Genomic DNA, 17834 nt, shown 5'->3' with positions numbered 1-17834 from the left:
AAGGGGGAAGGGCGATGGCTAGAAAATGGGCAGGCTATGCTATTATCATTTATTTAGTCTATGTGGCTTGTATGTATGGCTACATTTTTTGGTTTGCGGATACATCGATTCCACAAGTTTTAAAAGGTACGGCGGCAGATCCGCAAACCTTTTTAAACGCAAGAGAGCTTGTGTTAAGTGAGGAATATTCCAACATTCGCAACTTTATCTTTCTAGTTAATACTCCATTTGAATGGCTGATTTATTTTTTCATTTTGCTGTGTGGAGTATCAAGGGTATTTGAGAGATGGTCGATGTCGATGTCTAAATGGAGAGTTGCCCAAACGGGAATTTATTTATTTTGGTTATCGTTGCTTACTTATGTCGCTGTATTCCCTATACAATATATTAGCTATACATTTAGTCGAGCGTATAATATTAATACGCAATCCTTTAGTGCTTGGATGAAGGATGAGATTATTGGATTTTGGGTTAACTTTGCTCTCATGTTTCTTATTGTTTCCGTATTATATTGGTTAATGAAAAAAAGCTCCAAAAAATGGTGGTTATACGCATGGCTTCTCTCGGTTCCGTTTTCCTTTTTACTTATGTTTGTACAACCTGTTTTGATTGATCCGCTTTATAATGACTTTTATCCATTAAAAAATAAACAATTAGAGGAAAAGATTTTAATGCTCGCTGATCGAGCGAATATCCCAGCAGAGCATGTGTATGAAGTGAACAAGTCAGAGGAAACGAATGCTTTAAATGCTTATGTGACAGGCGTTGGGGCGAATTCAAGAATTGTTCTGTGGGATACGACGTTAAACAAATTACAGGAAGATGAAATTTTATTTATTATGGCGCATGAAATGGCTCATTATGTTGAGAAGCATATTTATATTGGAATTGCAGGCTATTTAGCTCTAACGTTTGTGGGGCTTTGGCTCATTTCACGACTGATGAATTACATTGTGGAGCGCTGGGGAAAACTATTAAAGATTTCTGCTGTTGACACTATTAGCTCGCTGCCATTATTTCTATTACTAACTGGTGTCTTACTATTCGCTTCTAATCCTCTTTCAAATTATGTGTCGCGTTATCAGGAAACAAGAGCGGACCGCTATGCGATTGAAATGACTGGAGATCAAGAAGCGGCTATTCATGCTTTTCAAGACTTGACACGTACAGGACTTAGTCAAGTCCATCCGCCTTTACTGATTAAATGGCTTCGTTATACACATCCTTCTATGCTTGAGCGAATTTCTACTATTGAGAAGTATGATAAGGATGAATAAGAGTCGGCTGCTAACGCAGCTGGCTTTTTCGGTTTCAATATCTAAAAAGTGTAAATATTTAGAAAAAACTTTTATTTTTGGCAACATATGATTCTTGACTATAATGAATACAACTTTTACCGCAGATTAACAGTAAGGAAAGAACTTGATTGTTAGAAAGAAATAAAGGAGAAGGAGTATGCGTAATATAGTATCGATTATTGTAGGTTCAGTCATTGTGGCGTTGGCATTTAATTTATTTTTAATTCCTCATCAAATATTGAGCAGCGGCTTGGGCGGAATTGCTATGATGTTGGGAATCGTCACACCTATTAACACAGGAATTTTGAACTTTTTATTAAATTTACCTTTATTAATTATTGGCGTTTTAAAATTAGGAAAACAATTTATTTGCTACACTATTCTATCGGTTGTTGTATTATCCGTTAGCTTATATGTGATTCCTGTTGAAGCGATTTCAACAGACCAGTTTCTATCTTGTTTATTTGGCGGCGTGATATCAGGCCTTGGAGTTGCCATTATTTTTAGAGCATCGGGTTCTTCTGGCGGTTTTGATATTTTGGCCATGTTACTTACAAAAAAACGGGATTTCCCGCTTGGAACGTTACTTTCCGTGATGAATGCGGTGGTGGTGGTGATTTCCGGTTTTATTTTTGACTGGAATTCTGCTTTACTCACATTAGTAGGGATTTATGCTGCTGGTAAGGTTATTGATACGATTCATACGAGTCATATTAAATTAACGTTACTGATTGTGACGAAAAAAGGCGATGAAGTGAAGGAACAGCTATTAGCTAATTTATACCGGGGAATTACAATCATGGATGGGGAAGGAGCTTATTCTGGCAACAAACAAAAAATATTAATGACTGTTATTACACGTTATCAATTAGCAGAGGTGAAGGCAATCCTGAATAAAGTGGATGCAGATGCGTTTGTTAATATTACACAAACAACAGAAGTAATTGGATTTTTCCATCGAGGGTGAAAGGAAATGTTTCTCTTCGACAGAGTTAATCTGTCATAAGTAAAGCCTCCCAAAATAATGGGAGGCTTTGTAAAAAAACATTTTCAACCTGTGTTGCTGTCTAGTTCCACCGGATAGATGACTGTGAGAAAGGTTCGTAATCTGAACGATTGGTTCGCTTTTTTTAATTGCCAAATAGTTTCATTAATTGTTTCATTTCAGCGCTTAATTGTAAAAATAACGGTTTGTCTTTATTGTCAAGGGCATTGTCAATTTGCTGAGCCAGCTTGTTTCGTTTCCTCTTAAGGATGGATTCACGAATAATCATCTCAATGAGTATTTCCTGCATCGTTTCATTTTTCTTGGCTTTTTTCGTCGAGTGAGCCTTTACCAATTCTGAATAGGATTTGTCATTTTTCATTGGAAATCACCCCTGCCCTTTTTATTAATATATGAGTGCTTATGCGATAAAAGTAGTATGATTTTTTAAAAAATTAAATTAGTTTTAACGTATGTATATAAATCAACAGTGCATGTAAATAAACATTCTTATGTCGGTTTAACAAGTTGAATATATATAGTTATGGAATTGTGTCGATAGGTGAAGTATTCCATAGTAGTAGTTAATTTTTTTGAATATTTTGTGAAATTAATACTTTATGCCTATGTATGTGGTATGATTAGGGCAAGTTTTGGATTTATTCATTAAGAAGGGAGAAATGATATGGAACACAATCAAAACAATTTAAGGGCAGAATATACAGTGACGCCTTATACGCTTGCTCTGTTACCTGTTCAAGATGGAAGTAAAGTATATTCGCGAATTATTGAATTAGAAGGTGAATTTATTTGTCCCCTTAAGCCAACGGAGATTATTAAGAAAAGTTGTGAATATTTAGGGGTGAGTTATGAAGGCAGGAGGTCAGGAACAAAGAAAATAACAGGTTTTACACATAAAGCTCCGATTACGATTGATCCTTCTGGCTCGCTTTTCTTCTTTCCAACTGCCTCTCCTTTACGTCCTCAATGTATTTGGTTGGCACATGACCATATCCTGTCATCTACTCGCCTAGACTCTAAACAAACTACAGTTGTTCTTCGTAATAAACAAAGTATAGTTGTTAATATGTCAATCAGCTCATTTAAGACGCAACTGCATCGAACAGCCTTTTTGAAAACGAGGCTCCTTCCACGACTGGAGGAAATACAAAGAATGCTGCAAGATTTAGCTAATCAGTTAGACTGGGCACAAACTGCCGAAGTACCATCCAAGTATACTTTATTGCGCCGAACTTGAGTCAGCGGATGGGCTAACGGAATAAGGATTTTTTTGAAAGAAGTAATACGTCAGTAAGTTTTCCGTTTGTTTTTTTAGGCGGGGGTTAAAATAATTATGGCGTTCTTCCTGCCCTTTATAGGTGAAGCAGTACATCGTAAACGTTTCATCTCGCTCTACTTCGTTAACTGTAATCTCCTCATGCTGTAAATAGGTAAGAACGGCTGCTAAGTCTCGTTCTACTTTTTTGAAAACGTCTTTTATGAGATCCTGATAAGGTCTTTTTAACTTCAATTCGCTTGTTTCGATGATTTGTAAATCCCTTTTTAGAATCTTTAGTACCATTGGCAAATAAATGGCTTGTTCAATCATTGTTTGAGCCTGTTTTGTCATACGAGTCATTGTTCAATCTCCTTTCTCTATATAATATTTGGTTATTTTTGGAACGTTTGTTCTATTTTAAATGATGAAGTTTTATTATGCAAGGCCTCGTTCCGGATTACATACATAGATTATGGAATCTGAAAAAAAGGAATGTTATGATAAAGAAAAAGGAACGATATTTGCCTTTTAAGAAGAATGTTATATATGTGAAATAATGAGAGTACATAGAGAATGGCTACGTAACTTAACATGAGGGAGATTGTTATGGATTTTGAAGCATTACGGGAATGGCTGACGCTTGAAAACATATTAGACATTATGCAGCAATATCAATCGTTAGGACCCATTGCGGGAATTGTATTGCCATTGTTAGAAGCTTTTTTACCTTTTTTACCTTTGTTTATTTTTGTTATGGCCAATGCAACGGCCTTTGGGCTGTGGTGGGGATTTTTATTTTCTTGGCTTGGGGCGGTCATAGGTGCTTTTCTTGTTTTTTTAGTTGTTCGGAAATTTGGACAAGCAAGGTTTTTTCATTTTTTGCAACAACATAAGCAAGTTCAAAAACTTATGAACTGGGTTGAAAATCATGGATTTAGTCCATTGTTTTTAATGCTTTGTTTTCCTTTTACACCGTCAGCGGTCGTGAATATTGTTGCGGGCCTTTCGAAAGTAAGTTTATGGCAATATGCTTTAGCGGTTATATCGGGAAAGATGGTCATGATTTTTACCATTAGTTTCATTGGGTATGACATTCCCTCCCTGATTCATCAACCGGTTCGAACCGTGATTGTATTGATTGTTATTTTTATTCTTTGGTATGTCGGGAAAAGGATTGAGCGTCATTTAGATAAAAATATGAAACAAGAAAGAGGATATTAGAAAAGAGTCGTTCGGTTAGATATACATAAAACCGAACGACTTATTTTTTGCGTTGTTAAACAATATTGTTGATAACATCAACAGCGTTATATAACCAAACTAGTTTTAAAAGGCGAACGTATGATTGTATTCTGGGGTGTGGATGCACTATAATACAAGTAGAAAAAATGGAAAATGAAATCGACATAAGCAAGTCGGTTTTTCTGTTATCATAGATAGTACATTGAAATTTTTGTAGAAAAAGGAGGGACAGCAGGTGACGCTTCGTTTTTTATTGGGGAGATCCGGGACCGGGAAGACGTCTTTTATGTTAGACGAAATCCGAAGTACATTAGCTCATCATCCAGAAGGGAACCCTATCATCTATCTTGTTCCCGATCAGATGACATTTTTGTCTGAATATAAATTAATTAAGACACCAGGACTTGAAGGAATGATTCGGGCTCAGGTGTTCAGCTTTAGTCGACTTGCTTGGCGCGTCCTTCAAGAAACAGGAGGGATGAGCCGTATTCACTTAGATAGCGTAGGGGTGAATATGCTTATTCGTAAAATTATGGAGGAAAAGCAAGAAGAGCTGAAGGTATTTCGACGCTCTGCAGACAAGCAAGGGTTTGTTACGCAAATGGAGCAGATGCTCGTTGAGTTTAAGCGCTGTTGTATACAGCCGGAACAATTGCAAAGTTTTTTAGAACAGTCAGCCGCAACAAGCGGTGTCATTCAAGATAAATTACACGATTTAGAATTAATTTATCAATCGTTTGAAGAGAAATTGATGGGCAAATACCTTCAATCCGAGGATTACTTTACGCTATTGATTGAAAAACTAGCAGATTCTTCTTATATCGCGAATGCACAAATTTATGTCGATGGCTTTTATAGTTTGACTCAACAAGAGCTGCTTATTCTTGAAGAAATGATGAAAAGAGGTTGCTCTGTTACGGTCGCTTTAACGCTAGATCGACCTTATTCATCGATGCCGCCGGATCCTCTAGAACTGTTTAGACAAACCGGGACAACGTATTATGAGATTTATCAAACAGCGCTTCGATTAGGCGTGCCGATTGAAGAAGATAAGGTCTTCACAGAAGTTGGTCGCTTTAGTGAAAATCCTGCATTGAAACATTTAGAGCAGCATTTTGCAGTGCGGCCTGTTCGTCCATATGAGAGCCCAGCGAACGTAATGGTATCGCAGGCGGTAAATCGACGTGCCGAAGTGGAGGGGGTTGCGAGAACAATTGTGAAGCTCGTTCGGGATGAGGAGTACCGCTTTAGAGATATCGCCGTTTTAATGCGAAATGGCGAGGCTTATCGAGATATTATTCAAACCATTTTTCGAGACTATGAGATTCCGCTTTTTATAGATTCTAAACGCAAGATGTTACATCACCCTCTTATTGAACTCATTCGTTCGACATTAGATATTTTGACAAGCAACTGGCGTTATGAACCGGTATTTCAGGCGATTAAGACGGAATTGCTTTTTCCATTAGAGAAGAATAGCGACTTGATGCGTGAACAGGTCGATCGTCTGGAGAATTATGTGTTATCCCGAGGGATTAAAGGGGAGAAATGGACATCAAAAGAGAGATGGACTTATCGTCGTTTTCGTGGCTTAGAGCTTGAAGAACGATCTCAGACGGATAAAGAAAGGCAAATAGAAGAAGAACTAAATGAGCTGAAGCAATGGTTTACCGCACCGATTCTAACGTTATCACGCCGGATAAATCGAGCGGAAACTGCAAAAGAATTATCCGAAGCGCTTTATTTATATTTAGAGGATATCCGTGCCGCAGAGCAATTAGAAAAATTAAGACAAGCAGCTGAAGAAGCTGGCGATTTAGTCGCAGCACGAGAACATGAACAAGCATGGAATGCGGTCATCGATTTACTCGATCAATTTGTAGAGCTGTTAAGTGAAGAGCAGATGTCATTAAAAGCATTTGCCCTCATTATTGAATCAGGGCTTGATTCATTGAATTTTTCATTAGTTCCGCAGGCGATGGATCAAGTGATTATCGCCAACTTAGATTTATCTCGTTTGGATGATGTAAAAGCAGCCTTTATTATTGGATTAAATGATGGAGTGTTACCAGGGAAGGCACCTGCGGAAGGGATTTTTTCAGATCAAGACAGAGAGACGCTGCTTGCAAACGGTCTGGAAGTGGCGCCAAGCTCAAAGATTCGGTTATTAGATGAGGAGTTTATTGCGTATAAGGCTTTTAGTACCCCTTCTCATTTGCTTTACGTATCTTATCCGTTAGCGGATGAGGAAGGGAAAGCATTATTACCGTCTTCTTATATAAAACGTATTTCTGATGTTATTCCTCATATTCATGCTAACTTGTACAGCAACGATCCTTTTGATGGATCTCCAACTGAGCAAGCTGATTTTATTGTGAATATGGAAGTTGCTTTATCTCATCTAACGTCACAATTACAGCTTAAGAAACGGAATTATCCGATGCACCCGCTATGGTGGGATGTTTATAATGCATTGATGGATGACGAATATATGAAAAACGAGACATCGCGTGTCCTATCGAGTATCTTCTATGAAAATCAAGCTAAGAAGCTATCGGCAGAAACAACGAAACAATTATATGGCGAAAGTATTATGACGAGTGTTTCTCGAATGGAGATGTTTAATAGCTGCCCATTTTCTCATTTTGCGGCACATGGATTAAAGCTGCGTGAGCGGCAAGTTTTTAGACTGGATGCACCTGATATTGGGGAAATGTTCCATGGAGCGTTGAAGATCATTTCTGATTATCTATATGAACATGCTATTTCATGGGCAGCATTGACGAAAGATCAATGCTTAACGCTAGCGAGAAAAGCTGTGGAGACGCTCGCTCCTAAATTGCAAAATCAAATTTTGCTTAGTTCTAATCGTCATCATTATTTAAAACGAAAATTAGAACAGGTTATTGGCCGAGCTTCCATTGTGTTAAGTGAACAAGCGAAATTAAGCGGCTTTGCTCCAATTGGTTTAGAGCTAGGATTTGGGAAAAATGAAACGTTGCCGCCCCTTTCATTTTCATTACAGAACGGGACACAGATGGAATTGATCGGTCGAATTGACCGCGTCGATAAAGCCGAAGAGAGTAACGGCATTTTCTTACGTGTATTGGATTATAAGTCTAGTGAGAAAGATTTGAGCTTAACGGAAGTGTATTACGGTTTAGCGTTGCAAATGTTAACGTACCTTGATATCGTTGTCACGCATTCTCGTTCTCTAATTGGAACAGAAGCGCTTCCTGCTGGGGTTCTGTATTTCCATATGCATAATCCGGTCATTAAATCTAAAGGAATGTTAAGTCTTGATCAAATAGAAGAAGAAATGTTTAAAAGCTTTAAAATGAAGGGTCTTATTTTAGGAGATACCAATGTGATTCAACTAATGGACCAATCCCTTGAAGTAGGGGCATCTAGTAAATCTCATATCATTCCAGCTAGCCTTAAAAAGGATGGAACGGTGTCCGCTACGTCCAAAATTGCAAGTCGTGATGAATTTTCTCTCCTGCAAAAGCATGTTCGTCACATTTATGAAAATGCGGGTAATAAAATGGTAAACGGAGATGTCGGAATCGCTCCTTATAAATTGAAAGACCGTACACCATGTAAATATTGTTCATTTAAAACAGTTTGTCAGTTTGATTCATCATTAGAAGACAATGAATACCGAACGTTAACAGATAAGAAGCAAAAAGATGTCTTAGCGTTGCTGAGAGAGGGGGTAGAGGTATGAGTAAAACAATCATTCCTGAAAAGCCAGTGGATGTGACGTGGACAGACGATCAATGGAAGGCGATCTGGGCGAAAGATCAGGACATATTAGTCGCGGCTGCAGCTGGGTCCGGAAAAACAGCTGTACTAGTCAATCGGATTATCCAAAAAATCCTTTCTGAAGACGATCCAATGGATGTGGATGAATTACTAGTCGTGACATTTACGAACGCGTCCGCTGCTGAAATGCGTCATCGTATTAGTGAAGCGCTTGAACAAGCCATTGCTCAAAATCCTAGTTCGCAGCACCTTCGTAAACAGCTAAGCTTAATCAATAGAGCATCTATTTCTACACTACATTCCTTTTGTTTAGAAGTGATTCGTCAATATTATTACGAAATTGATATTGACCCAGGGTTCCGGATTGCCGATTCTACAGAGATAGAATTGCTTCGGGATGAAGTGATGGAAGAGCTATTTGAAGAGCATTATGGCCACAGTGATAATGAGGAATTTTTCCGATTAGTCGATGCGTTTACGAGCGATCGAAGCGATGCGGATTTGCAACAAATTGTACGCTCTTTACATGATTTCTCCCGTTCGCATCCGAATCCAAATCAATGGCTGGATGAAGCCACTGAGATGTATGACCTTTCAGATGATGCGACAATTGAAGATTTACCATTTATCCATGCGTTACGATTTGATATCGCGTTACAATTGGATAAAGCGAAAGATTTATTGGAAAGAGCGTTAGATTTAACAAAGGTGCCAGGGGGTCCGGCACCACGCGTGGAAAATTATCGAGCAGATTTAGAAATGATTGCAGCGTTATCTCAGGCGAATGAAACATCGTGGCATACATTACATGAGGCGATTCAAAACGTTTCTTTTACAACGGCTAAGCGCTGTTCAGGAGCGGACTTTATAAAAGAAATTGTCGATGAAGCGACGAAGCATCGTGATAAAGCGAAAAAAATCGTGAAAACATTACAAGAAGAATTGTTTGTTCGAAAACCGGAAAGTTATCTTCGTGATATACGAGAACTGAAGAGCTATGTCGAAACATTAGTGTTACTGGTTAAGCAGTTTGATGCTCGTTTTTTTGCAGCGAAAACGGAAAAAAATCTGGTGGATTTCTCCGATTTAGAGCATTTTTGTTTAGAGATTTTAACGAAAGAGCTTGAACATAGTGAAAGAAAACCGTCAGACGTTGCGTTAACTTATCGTAAGCAATTTAAAGAAGTGCTTGTCGATGAGTACCAAGATGTCAACCTCGTTCAAGAATCGATTTTATCGTTAGTGACAGCGGACGGTGAGCACAGTGGAAATATGTTCATGGTGGGCGATGTTAAGCAATCTATCTATCGTTTCCGGTTAGCCGAACCAAATTTATTTCTCGGCAAATACACTCGCTTTACTCATGATGGTCAAGAGTCAGGACTGCGGATTGATTTAAATCAGAATTTCCGCAGCCGTACGGAAGTATTAGATGGGACAAACTTTTTATTTCAACAGTTGATGGGAATCAAGGTCGGAGAGATTGAGTATGATGAAGACGCACAATTGAAAAAAGGAGCACCATATCCTGAGGATCAATCGTTTCCTATTGAGTTATATGTTGTAGATGGTGCGCCAAGTGAGGACGAGAGTTTATCAGATTCTTCTGAGTCAACAGCTGAATTTGAGTCGGAAGAATTAGAAAAGGCGCAATTAGAAGCACGTATGATGGCAAAGTTGATTAAACAAGCTATCCATGAAAAACAATCAATCTATGATCCGAAAACGAAGCAGCATCGTGCGATACAATATCGAGATATTGTCATTTTGCTGCGCTCTATGCCATGGGCCCCGCAAATTATGGAGGAATTTAAGAAGCAGGGAATTCCGGTTTATGCGAATTTATCGACCGGCTATTTTGAGGCGACAGAAGTGGCGATTATGCTTTCGTTATTAAAAGTGATTGATAATCCGCAGCAAGATATTCCGCTCGCTTCTGTACTGCGTTCACCGATTGTTGGACTAGATGAAGAGCAAATGGCCAAAATCCGCACGTTCCATTCAGGAAGTTATTATGAAGCACTAGCTGCTTTTTATCGTCAAGGCGATGTGAATGAACAGACAGGCTTATATGAACAAGTGGCTGCCTTTTATCAGAAGCTTGTGAAGTGGAGAAAGCTTGCCAAGCAAGAATCATTGTCAGATTTAATTTGGCTTTTGTATCGCGAAACGAGATTTTATGATTTTGTTGGAGGCATGCCAGGTGGAAAGCAGCGTCAAGCCAATTTGAGAGCCTTTTATGATCGAGCTAGACAATATGAGTCCAGTTCATTCCGTGGTTTATTCCGCTTTTTACGTTTTATTGAAAGAATGCAAGAGCGCGGTGATGATTTAGGAGCTGCCAGGGCACTTGGAGAACAAGAGGATGTCGTTCGACTGATGACGATTCATTCTTCAAAAGGTTTAGAGTTCCCTGTTGTGTTTATTGCTGGTCTTTCGAAGCAATTTAATATGATGGACTTACGCAAATCCTACTTGTTGGATAAGGAGTTCGGGTTTGCAGCGAAATATGTAAATCCAGAGCTTCGAATTACGTATCCATCGTTACCGCAGCTTGCTTTCAAGAAGAAAAAACAATTAGAACTGATTGCCGAGGAAATGCGCGTCTTGTATGTTGCTTTAACAAGGGCAAAGGAGAAGCTGTATTTAATTGCAAGCGTGAATAATGCAGGGAAGAGCTTGAACAGTTGGTGGAGCAACGCCTCTCATGCTGACTGGCTTTTAAAGGATTATACTCGTGCAGGGGCGAAAAGCTATCTCGATTGGATTGGACCAGCTCTCATTCGCCATCAAGATGGTCAAAGATTAATGGAGGATCATGTTCCTAACCGTTTGAATGAAGACATTACTTTCCATACGTCCCAATGGATGATCTCCATCGTTCGAAGTGAAGAACTGATGGGAGTGGACGAAGAGGAGCAAGCGGAAGATTCATGGCTAGAACAAGTGAAGCAATCTAAGAAAGTAGATAGTACGTCGGAATATACGAGATTGATTGAGGACAATCTACATTGGAGCTATCCGCAAATAAATGCAGCCACTCATCGCTCTAAGCAATCTGTTTCGGAATTGAAACGCAGATTTGAATTAGCTGATGATCATAGTGCGACAGAGTTGATTGAGTCGTTTAGTCGACCGATTACAAAGCGGCCAGCTTTTATGCAAGAAAAGTCATTAACACCAGCTGAAAAAGGAACGATTGTTCATTTAGTCATGCAGCATCTCGATATAACAGCTGACATAACCGTCGACTATATTGAACAATTATTGACGGATTTAATTCAGCGTGAGCTGTTAACCGAAGAACAGCGAGTGGCGGTCGATTCACACATTATTATTCAGTTCTTTCAAACGGAAATTGGTCAGCGATTGAAAAAGGCGGCTACTGTACGTCGAGAAGTGCCTTTTATGATGTCGTTACCTGCTCATATTGCGTATCCTGATTGGGATGAAGGAGAAGAAGAGGTACTCGTCCAAGGTGTCATTGATTGTTTATTTGAAGATGAACAAGGGCTTGTGCTGTTAGATTATAAAACAGATGCCATTACCGGCCGTTTTTCAAATGGATTTGAGGGAGCTAAAGACATTCTTGCCGAACGCTATCAAACACAGCTTCAATTATATAAAAGGGCAGTCGAAGGAATTTTGCATAAAAAAGTAACAAAGTGTTATTTATTTTTCTTTGATGGTGCACATTTATTAGAGATGGAAGAGTGAGTGTTCTGAAGCAGAAGATGTTCTGGTAAAATAAAAAGAAACTTGCATTAATGAACGGTTTATAGCTTATAAAACAGGACGTAAACAAAGCAATTGAAGGAGAGTGCTTCAATTGCTTTGTACTTGTGCTAAGAGTTAAATAAGGAGGGATTTGGATATCGATGAAAGTTGTTGCACTCAATATTGGGAAACCAATAACGGTAGAATATGACGGGAAAGCATTAACAACAGGCATATTTAAAACGCCAAGCCTTGAACCAGTTTTTCTTAGGAAGCTCAATTTTGAAGGAGATGGACAGGCTGATTTGGTGAATCACGGCGGAGAAGATAAAGCTGTTTGTGCTTATCCGTACGAGCATTATGCTTATTGGGAACAAACAATAAACAAGGACCTGGGAAGTAGCGCGTTTGGAGAAAACCTTACGCTGCAAGGGATGTTAGAACCGGATATACATATAGGAGATATTTATCAAGTAGGAGAAGCAGTTGTTCAGGTGAGTCAGCCGAGAGAACCTTGCTTTAAAATCGCGAAGAAACATGGGGTGTCTGATTTAGCTCTACAAGTTCAAAATACGGGTTACACAGGGTATTATTTTAGAGTGTTACAAGAAGGATGGGTTCAACCAAATTCCGAAGTTGAATTAATCGAGAAAGATGGTAATCAAATATCGATTCAGTTTGCTAATAACATTATGCACCATGATAAAAGCAATAAAGAAGCGATACAACAAATTTTAGTGGTTGAGGCACTTTCCGACAGCTGGAGAAAGACGTTTCATAAACGTTTAGCAAGGATAGAAACAGATATAAAGTGAAACTTCCATCAGTGGGGGGCTTCCATCCCGTTAAGTGTGGGATAAAAGCAAGACTGGAAGGAACGCGTTAAAACATTGTAAAAACGCTTGGTTCATCAGGGGAACCAAGCGTTTTTACGTAGTACTAATATGAGTTAGTTAAAATTTTTTAATTATTTCCGGCAATTGGTTGGTCAACACCGTTAACATCGAGAACGTTGCTGCCGTTTATAGCACTAGCTGTGAAAACGATAGCACCAGTGTTACCAGAACCAGAGCCGTTTACGGATTTTGCGGCTGATTTTGGAGAAATAACGGCAGCATCTCCGAATTGAAGAGTTCCGTCCATATTAAAAATTTGAACAGGACCTGTGATAGCAGGCATAATAAGCCTCCTTTTTATTTGCTAATTATTTTCTATTTAAAGCGGGATTAGTTGCATGCTTTAGGTTTGAGTCCAGAAGCCGAGTATGATGAATTCTTGAAGTCATTCGTATATGTCCAACGTTGCCGATAGTGGCTATGGATCCAGTAGACATGGCATTTATAATAATGTTTCCTGTTTCAATAAAGGGACATAGGTTATTAACTCTCATTTGAAGCTGTTCACTAATCACCGGAAAAATGGAGGGTTGAGAAAAAATTTTGTAATCGCTAAACTGGTCGTCTCGTTTGTAGAGAATCTCACTTCTTCGTTGAACAGCGATTGCATGAGACGTTCCGTCGATATAAGAACAATCGCCGAGTTGCAGGGTTGAACTAAAAATAATAGAAGTAACCCTCAATGATTTGGTTTTAGATATTCGTTCAAACATATATCTTATGCTTTCGGTACTAGTGATAGTGGCTGTATAATGAGAGATTCCGGTGGTGTATCAAAGGCGGAAGAGAGTTGAACGGTTTGTACATCTCCAATAAGAAATAAGGAAGAAGCTGCTACCCCATTAATATAAATATTGTCTACACATAATTGATGATTAACCACATTAAATTCCATTAGGCTGATTTCCTCCTGTCTGTCCTTGTGAATGTGTAATAAAATTCATAAGGGCTACCTGAATGTCTGATTTTACTTTTTCGAACACTTTTTCTTTTAAATGTTCAAATTGGTGCGGAGCGCGTTCGTTTGGCAAACTGTGATCAAAATACATATGAATTCGTTGCTCGAGTTGGCGTTCGACATCTTGTTTGATGAAATCATGATACGTAGAATCAAGCGTAATACCAACTTGAGCTTCTGTTTCTCGAATCATTTCATCTAAATGTGTTATCAATTCTTTCGCCATTTCTTTAACAACCTGCTCCCGATGTGGAAACGGAAAAGGTGAAGGGGATACAGGCTGGTGATTGACGGCTAATTCATCGATATTATTTAAGTCATTTGGGTTTAATCCTATATTTAATGTGCCATCAAGAGATTCAACTTTTAATTGATCGAATTTATATTCGATTCGATCGACATGAATCGGTGGTTTATTTTTTAGCACAGAGATTTCTTCAGTTAGGCGTTTTACCTCTTGCTCAAGTTGCTGAATTCGTTTCTCTTGAGCTTCTAAGTAATGCTGCATTTGTTTAGAATAGGTATATAAGTCATTGTTCAAGAGAGATTCCCTCCTAACTTTCACCGAAGATTTTAATCTATTGATACTATATGCAAAAGTTTGATGTAGGTGAAAGCCTAGAGGAAATCCTAAAGTTTTACAATGGGACTAAACTAATCTCACTAGTGGGTTCTAATTGTGGTGCTGGTTCTGTGAAGCCTCCCGTATTGGATAATGTAGCAGACGGTTTAATAATGCCAGCACTCCCGATTTGAAAAACAGAAGAGTTACTTATCCCGCCAATTTTAATCATATTAATTTGAATCGTTTGTTGAATATGAAAAATCATTGTAAACTCCTTTCTGATTAGACGTTAAATGCAACAGGTTGGTCGATTACATCGGTATCATTTATATTGGTTGCGCTGTATGCATTATATAGAGAAATCGATTGACCAGTGTTAAATGAGCCTGCACCGGCAAATGTTTTTGCTGTTGAATAAGGAGACATTTTAAAGACGTCGCCGATATGAACAATGCCGCTACTAGACACATTAATGACTTGAATGACTCCGACGATTGCAGGCATATCATCCATCCTTTGACTTATTGATAAAATGTTAAATCACTAGGCAGGAAACTACTTGATGCTATAGTATGTATGTGAACGATTAATGTGAGTAGGGTACTTATGCAATAAGGAAAATATACAATTTGATTTTCCGACATCTTCCCATCTAGTTGGAGGAATGATTTTGGCTCCAGCTTTCTCTTTCGTTTTATGGAGCCAAGAATCAACAGCGGATAATCTGAATCTGTCCTATCATACTAAAAAAAGGAGTGAGAGCGTGAAGGAAGCGATAAATCCGATTGAGGAGAAAAAGCGTCTTGTTCATGTTGATATTTTAAGAGGAATAGCTATTCTAGGAATCTTTTTAGTGAACATGTCGTCTTTTCATATGCCGGTTTTATACATCGATGGATATGATGTTTGGACGACAGGGTCGAACCGCTTGCTGTATATGTTTAGTGATATTTTTGCACAAACAAGTTTTTATCCATTGTTTGCTTTTTTGTTTGGGTTTGGGGCTAGTATTCTGTATGAACGAAGTGCGGAAAAGAGGATGTCATTTCCCATTCTTTTTAGTCGTAGAATGCTTTTCTTGCTCTTTATCGGTTGTATCCATGCTTTTTTTATTTGGCATGGCGATATTTTGATTACATATGCAGTACTAGGATTTGTATTTTTATTGTTTTATAAAGTAAAAGGCAAGACATTATTAATTGTCGGCTCGCTGCTGTATATGATTCCAGCCGTAATTCTAAGCTTGCTTATGGTGTTTACGAGCTTGTTTTTTTCGGAAGAATTAGAAACAGAAGCGACAGCCAATTATGAGTTAGTAGAACAGTCGCAGGACGTTTATCAACATGGTTCATTTATTGAGGTTACGAAGCAAAGAATGCAAGATTGGTATTATGTGAATAATATTGTAGGACTCATCATGTATCTCTTCTTCATTTTTCCTTTCTTTTTACTTGGAGCGGGTTTTGCTAAGCTGCGTTGGCTGCATGAGCCGTCTCTTCATAAACGAAAGCTTATCGTTATCGCGATTGTCTGCTTCATTGTCGGTTTAGCTATTAAATGGCTTCCGTATGTAACGGTCTATCATACCGGAACGACTCTCATTCAAGATGAACTAGGTGGTCCGCTGCTTACTTTTGCTTACATAACAGGTATTACCTTGCTTGTGCAAAAGGACAGCGTACGTCGATTATTACATCCACTCTCCTATATTGGGAAAATGTCCATGAGCAATTATTTGTTCCAATCAATTGTGTGCACCTTACTGTTTTACTCCTATGGCTTCGGTTTATATGGACAAGTTTCGTATACCACAAGCTTTATTCTAATCTTTGTTATTTATGGAGTGCAATGGTTAGCAAGCTATATTTGGCTGAAACACTATCGCTTTGGGCCGATGGAATATGTATGGAGATGTTTTACGTATGGCAAACGATCTGTAATGAAAAGGAAGAGCGAAAAGGGATAGGTACATGCTTATTTCTGCATGCAAAGGGGAAATAAGGACAGAATGCTTAATTTTGTTTTTTAACTCTTGTCTGTGATATGATGTAGGAGAATTTGTACTAGGGGGCATTAAACTTATGATGGATACAACGCATTTACACATCACAACTTGGGTGATTGGTCTTATCCTCTTTTTCGTAACGTATTCAATGTTAAAAGGTGGAAATCCCAAAGCGAAAATGATGCATATGATTACCCGCTTGTTTTACATTCTTATTTTCCTTTCAGGCGGTATGCTAATCTCTGATTTCGGCGTATATGCAACGAAGATGATTGTTGGCTTATTAGTCATTGCTTTTATGGAAATGGTATTAGTACGTACGGCTAAAAGAAAAAGTACAGGAGTTATGTGGACATTATTTATATTAAGTTTACTCTTTGTACTATATTTAGGTTTCTCTTTACCGTTAGGAATCACTATTTTTTAATAAGTAATAAAGAAGCGGACGCTAAGAGCGTCCGCTTCTTTATTTAGAGTTTACCTTTTCAATGATGATTCTTTTTCCCGTGTTAATCGTAAATTCAAATCGGTCATTTTTATTTTCTCCATAAGAGAAATGATGCTGAACGGAACAGATTTCTAAATTGTTATCGAAAGTGAAAAAATTCACACCTGACTGAGTACTTGTATTTTCTAAAAAGGTAAGCTGATTATAGCTATAAATGCAATCATATGCGGAGAAACCGAGAGAATTCAATGTTGTTACAAATTGAAAAAAGGAATCATCGGTTAGTTTCTCTAATAATTCTTCAAACGAGTAGATTAACTTCTTCCGGATATGAATGGTTTCATTTTGTTTGAGGAAGACGATTTCATGATTAGTAAGCTGAATGGCTCCTTCTTCTAAGATGATTCCTTGTCTCCAACGGCCTGACCGGTATACCTCTACTTCGTTGTGCATATAGTCTTCAATGGAGGAGGCCTCATCTGTTTCGTCATCAAAGAAAATCCATTGAAAATTAATATATTCTACTTTTCCTTCTGTAAATGCTCTCGTTTGTTGTTTAATTAATTTTACTCGTTGCTGCTGCCTCATTTACAATTACCTCCAATTTGGGATGCCTCACCTACTTTTTTGACAAAATTCATTGAAAATATAATCGTAACTGGACAAATAACCATCT

General features: G+C 38.3%; 18 protein-coding genes. 9 read left to right on the top strand and 9 right to left on the bottom strand.

Features of this window, described 5'->3' with window-relative positions; genetic code table 11:
* Positions 1-14: 14 nt before the first annotated feature.
* Positions 15-1277 carry a M48 family metallopeptidase gene (locus tag ACE199_RS08325; RefSeq protein ID WP_375349338.1) on the top strand — a complete coding sequence of 421 codons (1263 nt, stop codon included), beginning with the start codon at positions 15-17 and terminating at the stop codon, positions 1275-1277.
* 178 nt (positions 1278-1455) lie between these two features.
* Complete coding sequence (locus ACE199_RS08320) at positions 1456-2265, top strand: YitT family protein (protein ID WP_375349337.1); 810 nt, start codon at positions 1456-1458, stop codon at positions 2263-2265.
* A gap of 163 nt (positions 2266-2428) precedes the next feature.
* Here ACE199_RS08320 and ACE199_RS08315 read toward each other — a convergent pair whose 3' ends face one another.
* Positions 2429-2665: an IDEAL domain-containing protein gene (locus ACE199_RS08315; RefSeq protein ID WP_375349336.1), complete on the bottom strand. Its 237-nt coding sequence runs from the start codon at positions 2663-2665 to the stop codon at positions 2429-2431.
* A 303-nt stretch (positions 2666-2968) separates the two neighbouring features.
* Between ACE199_RS08315 and ACE199_RS08310 the strand changes: the two genes are divergently transcribed.
* Positions 2969-3541, top strand: coding sequence for a competence protein ComK (locus tag ACE199_RS08310; RefSeq protein ID WP_375349335.1), 573 nt, complete (start codon positions 2969-2971; stop codon positions 3539-3541).
* Here ACE199_RS08310 and ACE199_RS08305 read toward each other — a convergent pair.
* Complete coding sequence (locus ACE199_RS08305) at positions 3524-3922, bottom strand: YhjD family protein (protein WP_375349334.1); 399 nt, start codon at positions 3920-3922, stop codon at positions 3524-3526. The two genes, ACE199_RS08310 and ACE199_RS08305, sit on opposite strands and share 18 nt — an antisense overlap.
* Positions 3923-4168: 246 nt before the next feature.
* Between ACE199_RS08305 and ACE199_RS08300 the strand changes: the two genes are divergently transcribed.
* The 4 genes from ACE199_RS08300 (at position 4169) to ACE199_RS08285 (ending at position 13101) form a co-directional block, all read left to right on the top strand.
* Positions 4169-4783 (top strand): TVP38/TMEM64 family protein, encoded by a 615-nt coding sequence (locus ACE199_RS08300; protein ID WP_375349333.1) that lies wholly within the window; start codon positions 4169-4171, stop codon positions 4781-4783.
* Between the two features lie 256 nt (positions 4784-5039).
* Entirely contained in the window at positions 5040-8531 is a 3492-nt protein-coding gene (gene addB, locus ACE199_RS08295) for a helicase-exonuclease AddAB subunit AddB (RefSeq protein ID WP_375349332.1), read from the top strand.
* Entirely contained in the window at positions 8528-12286 is a 3759-nt protein-coding gene (addA, locus tag ACE199_RS08290; RefSeq protein ID WP_375349331.1) for a helicase-exonuclease AddAB subunit AddA, read from the top strand. Before addB ends, addA begins: the two co-directional genes overlap by 4 nt.
* Positions 12287-12447: 161 nt before the next feature.
* Positions 12448-13101, top strand: a complete 654-nt coding sequence (locus ACE199_RS08285; protein ID WP_375349330.1) for an MOSC domain-containing protein — start codon at positions 12448-12450, stop codon at positions 13099-13101.
* Positions 13102-13249: 148 nt separating this feature from the next.
* Here the strand turns inward: ACE199_RS08285 and ACE199_RS08280 are convergent, their stop codons facing one another.
* From ACE199_RS08280 to ACE199_RS08255, 6 genes are all read right to left on the bottom strand, one after another.
* On the bottom strand, positions 13250-13465 hold the full coding sequence (locus tag ACE199_RS08280; RefSeq protein ID WP_252289200.1) for a spore germination protein: 216 nt from the start codon (positions 13463-13465) through the stop codon (positions 13250-13252).
* 25 nt (positions 13466-13490) lie between these two features.
* Entirely contained in the window at positions 13491-13895 is a 405-nt protein-coding gene (locus ACE199_RS08275) for a spore germination protein GerPE (protein ID WP_375349328.1), read from the bottom strand.
* A gap of 5 nt (positions 13896-13900) precedes the next feature.
* Positions 13901-14077: a spore gernimation protein GerPD gene (locus ACE199_RS08270; protein WP_252289202.1), complete on the bottom strand. Its 177-nt coding sequence runs from the start codon at positions 14075-14077 to the stop codon at positions 13901-13903.
* On the bottom strand, positions 14067-14681 hold the full coding sequence (gene gerPC, locus ACE199_RS08265) for a spore germination protein GerPC (RefSeq protein WP_375349327.1): 615 nt from the start codon (positions 14679-14681) through the stop codon (positions 14067-14069). Before gerPC ends, ACE199_RS08270 begins: the two co-directional genes overlap by 11 nt.
* Before the next feature lie 97 nt (positions 14682-14778).
* Positions 14779-14970 (bottom strand): spore germination protein GerPB, encoded by a 192-nt coding sequence (locus tag ACE199_RS08260; RefSeq protein WP_252289206.1) that lies wholly within the window; start codon positions 14968-14970, stop codon positions 14779-14781.
* A gap of 17 nt (positions 14971-14987) precedes the next feature.
* Positions 14988-15209: a spore germination protein gene (locus ACE199_RS08255; RefSeq protein ID WP_252289208.1), complete on the bottom strand. Its 222-nt coding sequence runs from the start codon at positions 15207-15209 to the stop codon at positions 14988-14990.
* A gap of 259 nt (positions 15210-15468) precedes the next feature.
* Between ACE199_RS08255 and ACE199_RS08250 the strand changes: the two genes are divergently transcribed.
* Entirely contained in the window at positions 15469-16671 is a 1203-nt protein-coding gene (locus tag ACE199_RS08250) for a DUF418 domain-containing protein (RefSeq protein WP_375349325.1), read from the top strand.
* 115 nt (positions 16672-16786) lie between these two features.
* The gene (locus ACE199_RS08245; RefSeq protein WP_127759298.1) at positions 16787-17137 is read left to right on the top strand and encodes a YisL family protein; all 351 of its coding nucleotides are present in this window, start codon (positions 16787-16789) and stop codon (positions 17135-17137) included.
* A gap of 39 nt (positions 17138-17176) precedes the next feature.
* On the opposite strand, the gene ACE199_RS08240 is transcribed toward ACE199_RS08245, so the two are convergent.
* Positions 17177-17746, bottom strand: coding sequence for a DUF2777 domain-containing protein (locus tag ACE199_RS08240; protein WP_127759299.1), 570 nt, complete (start codon positions 17744-17746; stop codon positions 17177-17179).
* Between the last annotated feature and the right edge of the window lie 88 nt (positions 17747-17834).

This window comes from Peribacillus sp. Hz7 (assembly GCF_042136355.1).
Lineage (GTDB): Bacteria > Bacillota > Bacilli > Bacillales > DSM-1321 > Peribacillus > Peribacillus asahii_A.
The sequence above is the reverse complement of the archived record's forward strand: the minus strand, read 5'-3'. Positions and strand labels throughout refer to the sequence as shown.

Coding starts and splice junctions, on each gene's coding strand:
- ACE199_RS08325 (WP_375349338.1), top strand. CDS start 15: ATGGCTAGAAAATGGGCAGGCTATGCTATTATCATTTATTTAGTCTAT.
- ACE199_RS08320 (WP_375349337.1), top strand. CDS start 1,456: ATGCGTAATATAGTATCGATTATTGTAGGTTCAGTCATTGTGGCGTTG.
- ACE199_RS08315 (WP_375349336.1), bottom strand. CDS start 2,665: ATGAAAAATGACAAATCCTATTCAGAATTGGTAAAGGCTCACTCGACG.
- ACE199_RS08310 (WP_375349335.1), top strand. CDS start 2,969: ATGGAACACAATCAAAACAATTTAAGGGCAGAATATACAGTGACGCCT.
- ACE199_RS08305 (WP_375349334.1), bottom strand. CDS start 3,922: ATGACTCGTATGACAAAACAGGCTCAAACAATGATTGAACAAGCCATT.
- ACE199_RS08300 (WP_375349333.1), top strand. CDS start 4,169: ATGGATTTTGAAGCATTACGGGAATGGCTGACGCTTGAAAACATATTA.
- addA (WP_375349331.1), top strand. CDS start 8,528: ATGAGTAAAACAATCATTCCTGAAAAGCCAGTGGATGTGACGTGGACA.
- ACE199_RS08285 (WP_375349330.1), top strand. CDS start 12,448: ATGAAAGTTGTTGCACTCAATATTGGGAAACCAATAACGGTAGAATAT.
- ACE199_RS08280 (WP_252289200.1), bottom strand. CDS start 13,465: ATGCCTGCTATCACAGGTCCTGTTCAAATTTTTAATATGGACGGAACT.
- ACE199_RS08275 (WP_375349328.1), bottom strand. CDS start 13,895: ATGTTTGAACGAATATCTAAAACCAAATCATTGAGGGTTACTTCTATT.
- ACE199_RS08270 (WP_252289202.1), bottom strand. CDS start 14,077: ATGGAATTTAATGTGGTTAATCATCAATTATGTGTAGACAATATTTAT.
- ACE199_RS08260 (WP_252289206.1), bottom strand. CDS start 14,970: ATGATTTTTCATATTCAACAAACGATTCAAATTAATATGATTAAAATT.
- ACE199_RS08255 (WP_252289208.1), bottom strand. CDS start 15,209: ATGCCTGCAATCGTCGGAGTCATTCAAGTCATTAATGTGTCTAGTAGC.
- ACE199_RS08245 (WP_127759298.1), top strand. CDS start 16,787: ATGATGGATACAACGCATTTACACATCACAACTTGGGTGATTGGTCTT.
- ACE199_RS08240 (WP_127759299.1), bottom strand. CDS start 17,746: ATGAGGCAGCAGCAACGAGTAAAATTAATTAAACAACAAACGAGAGCA.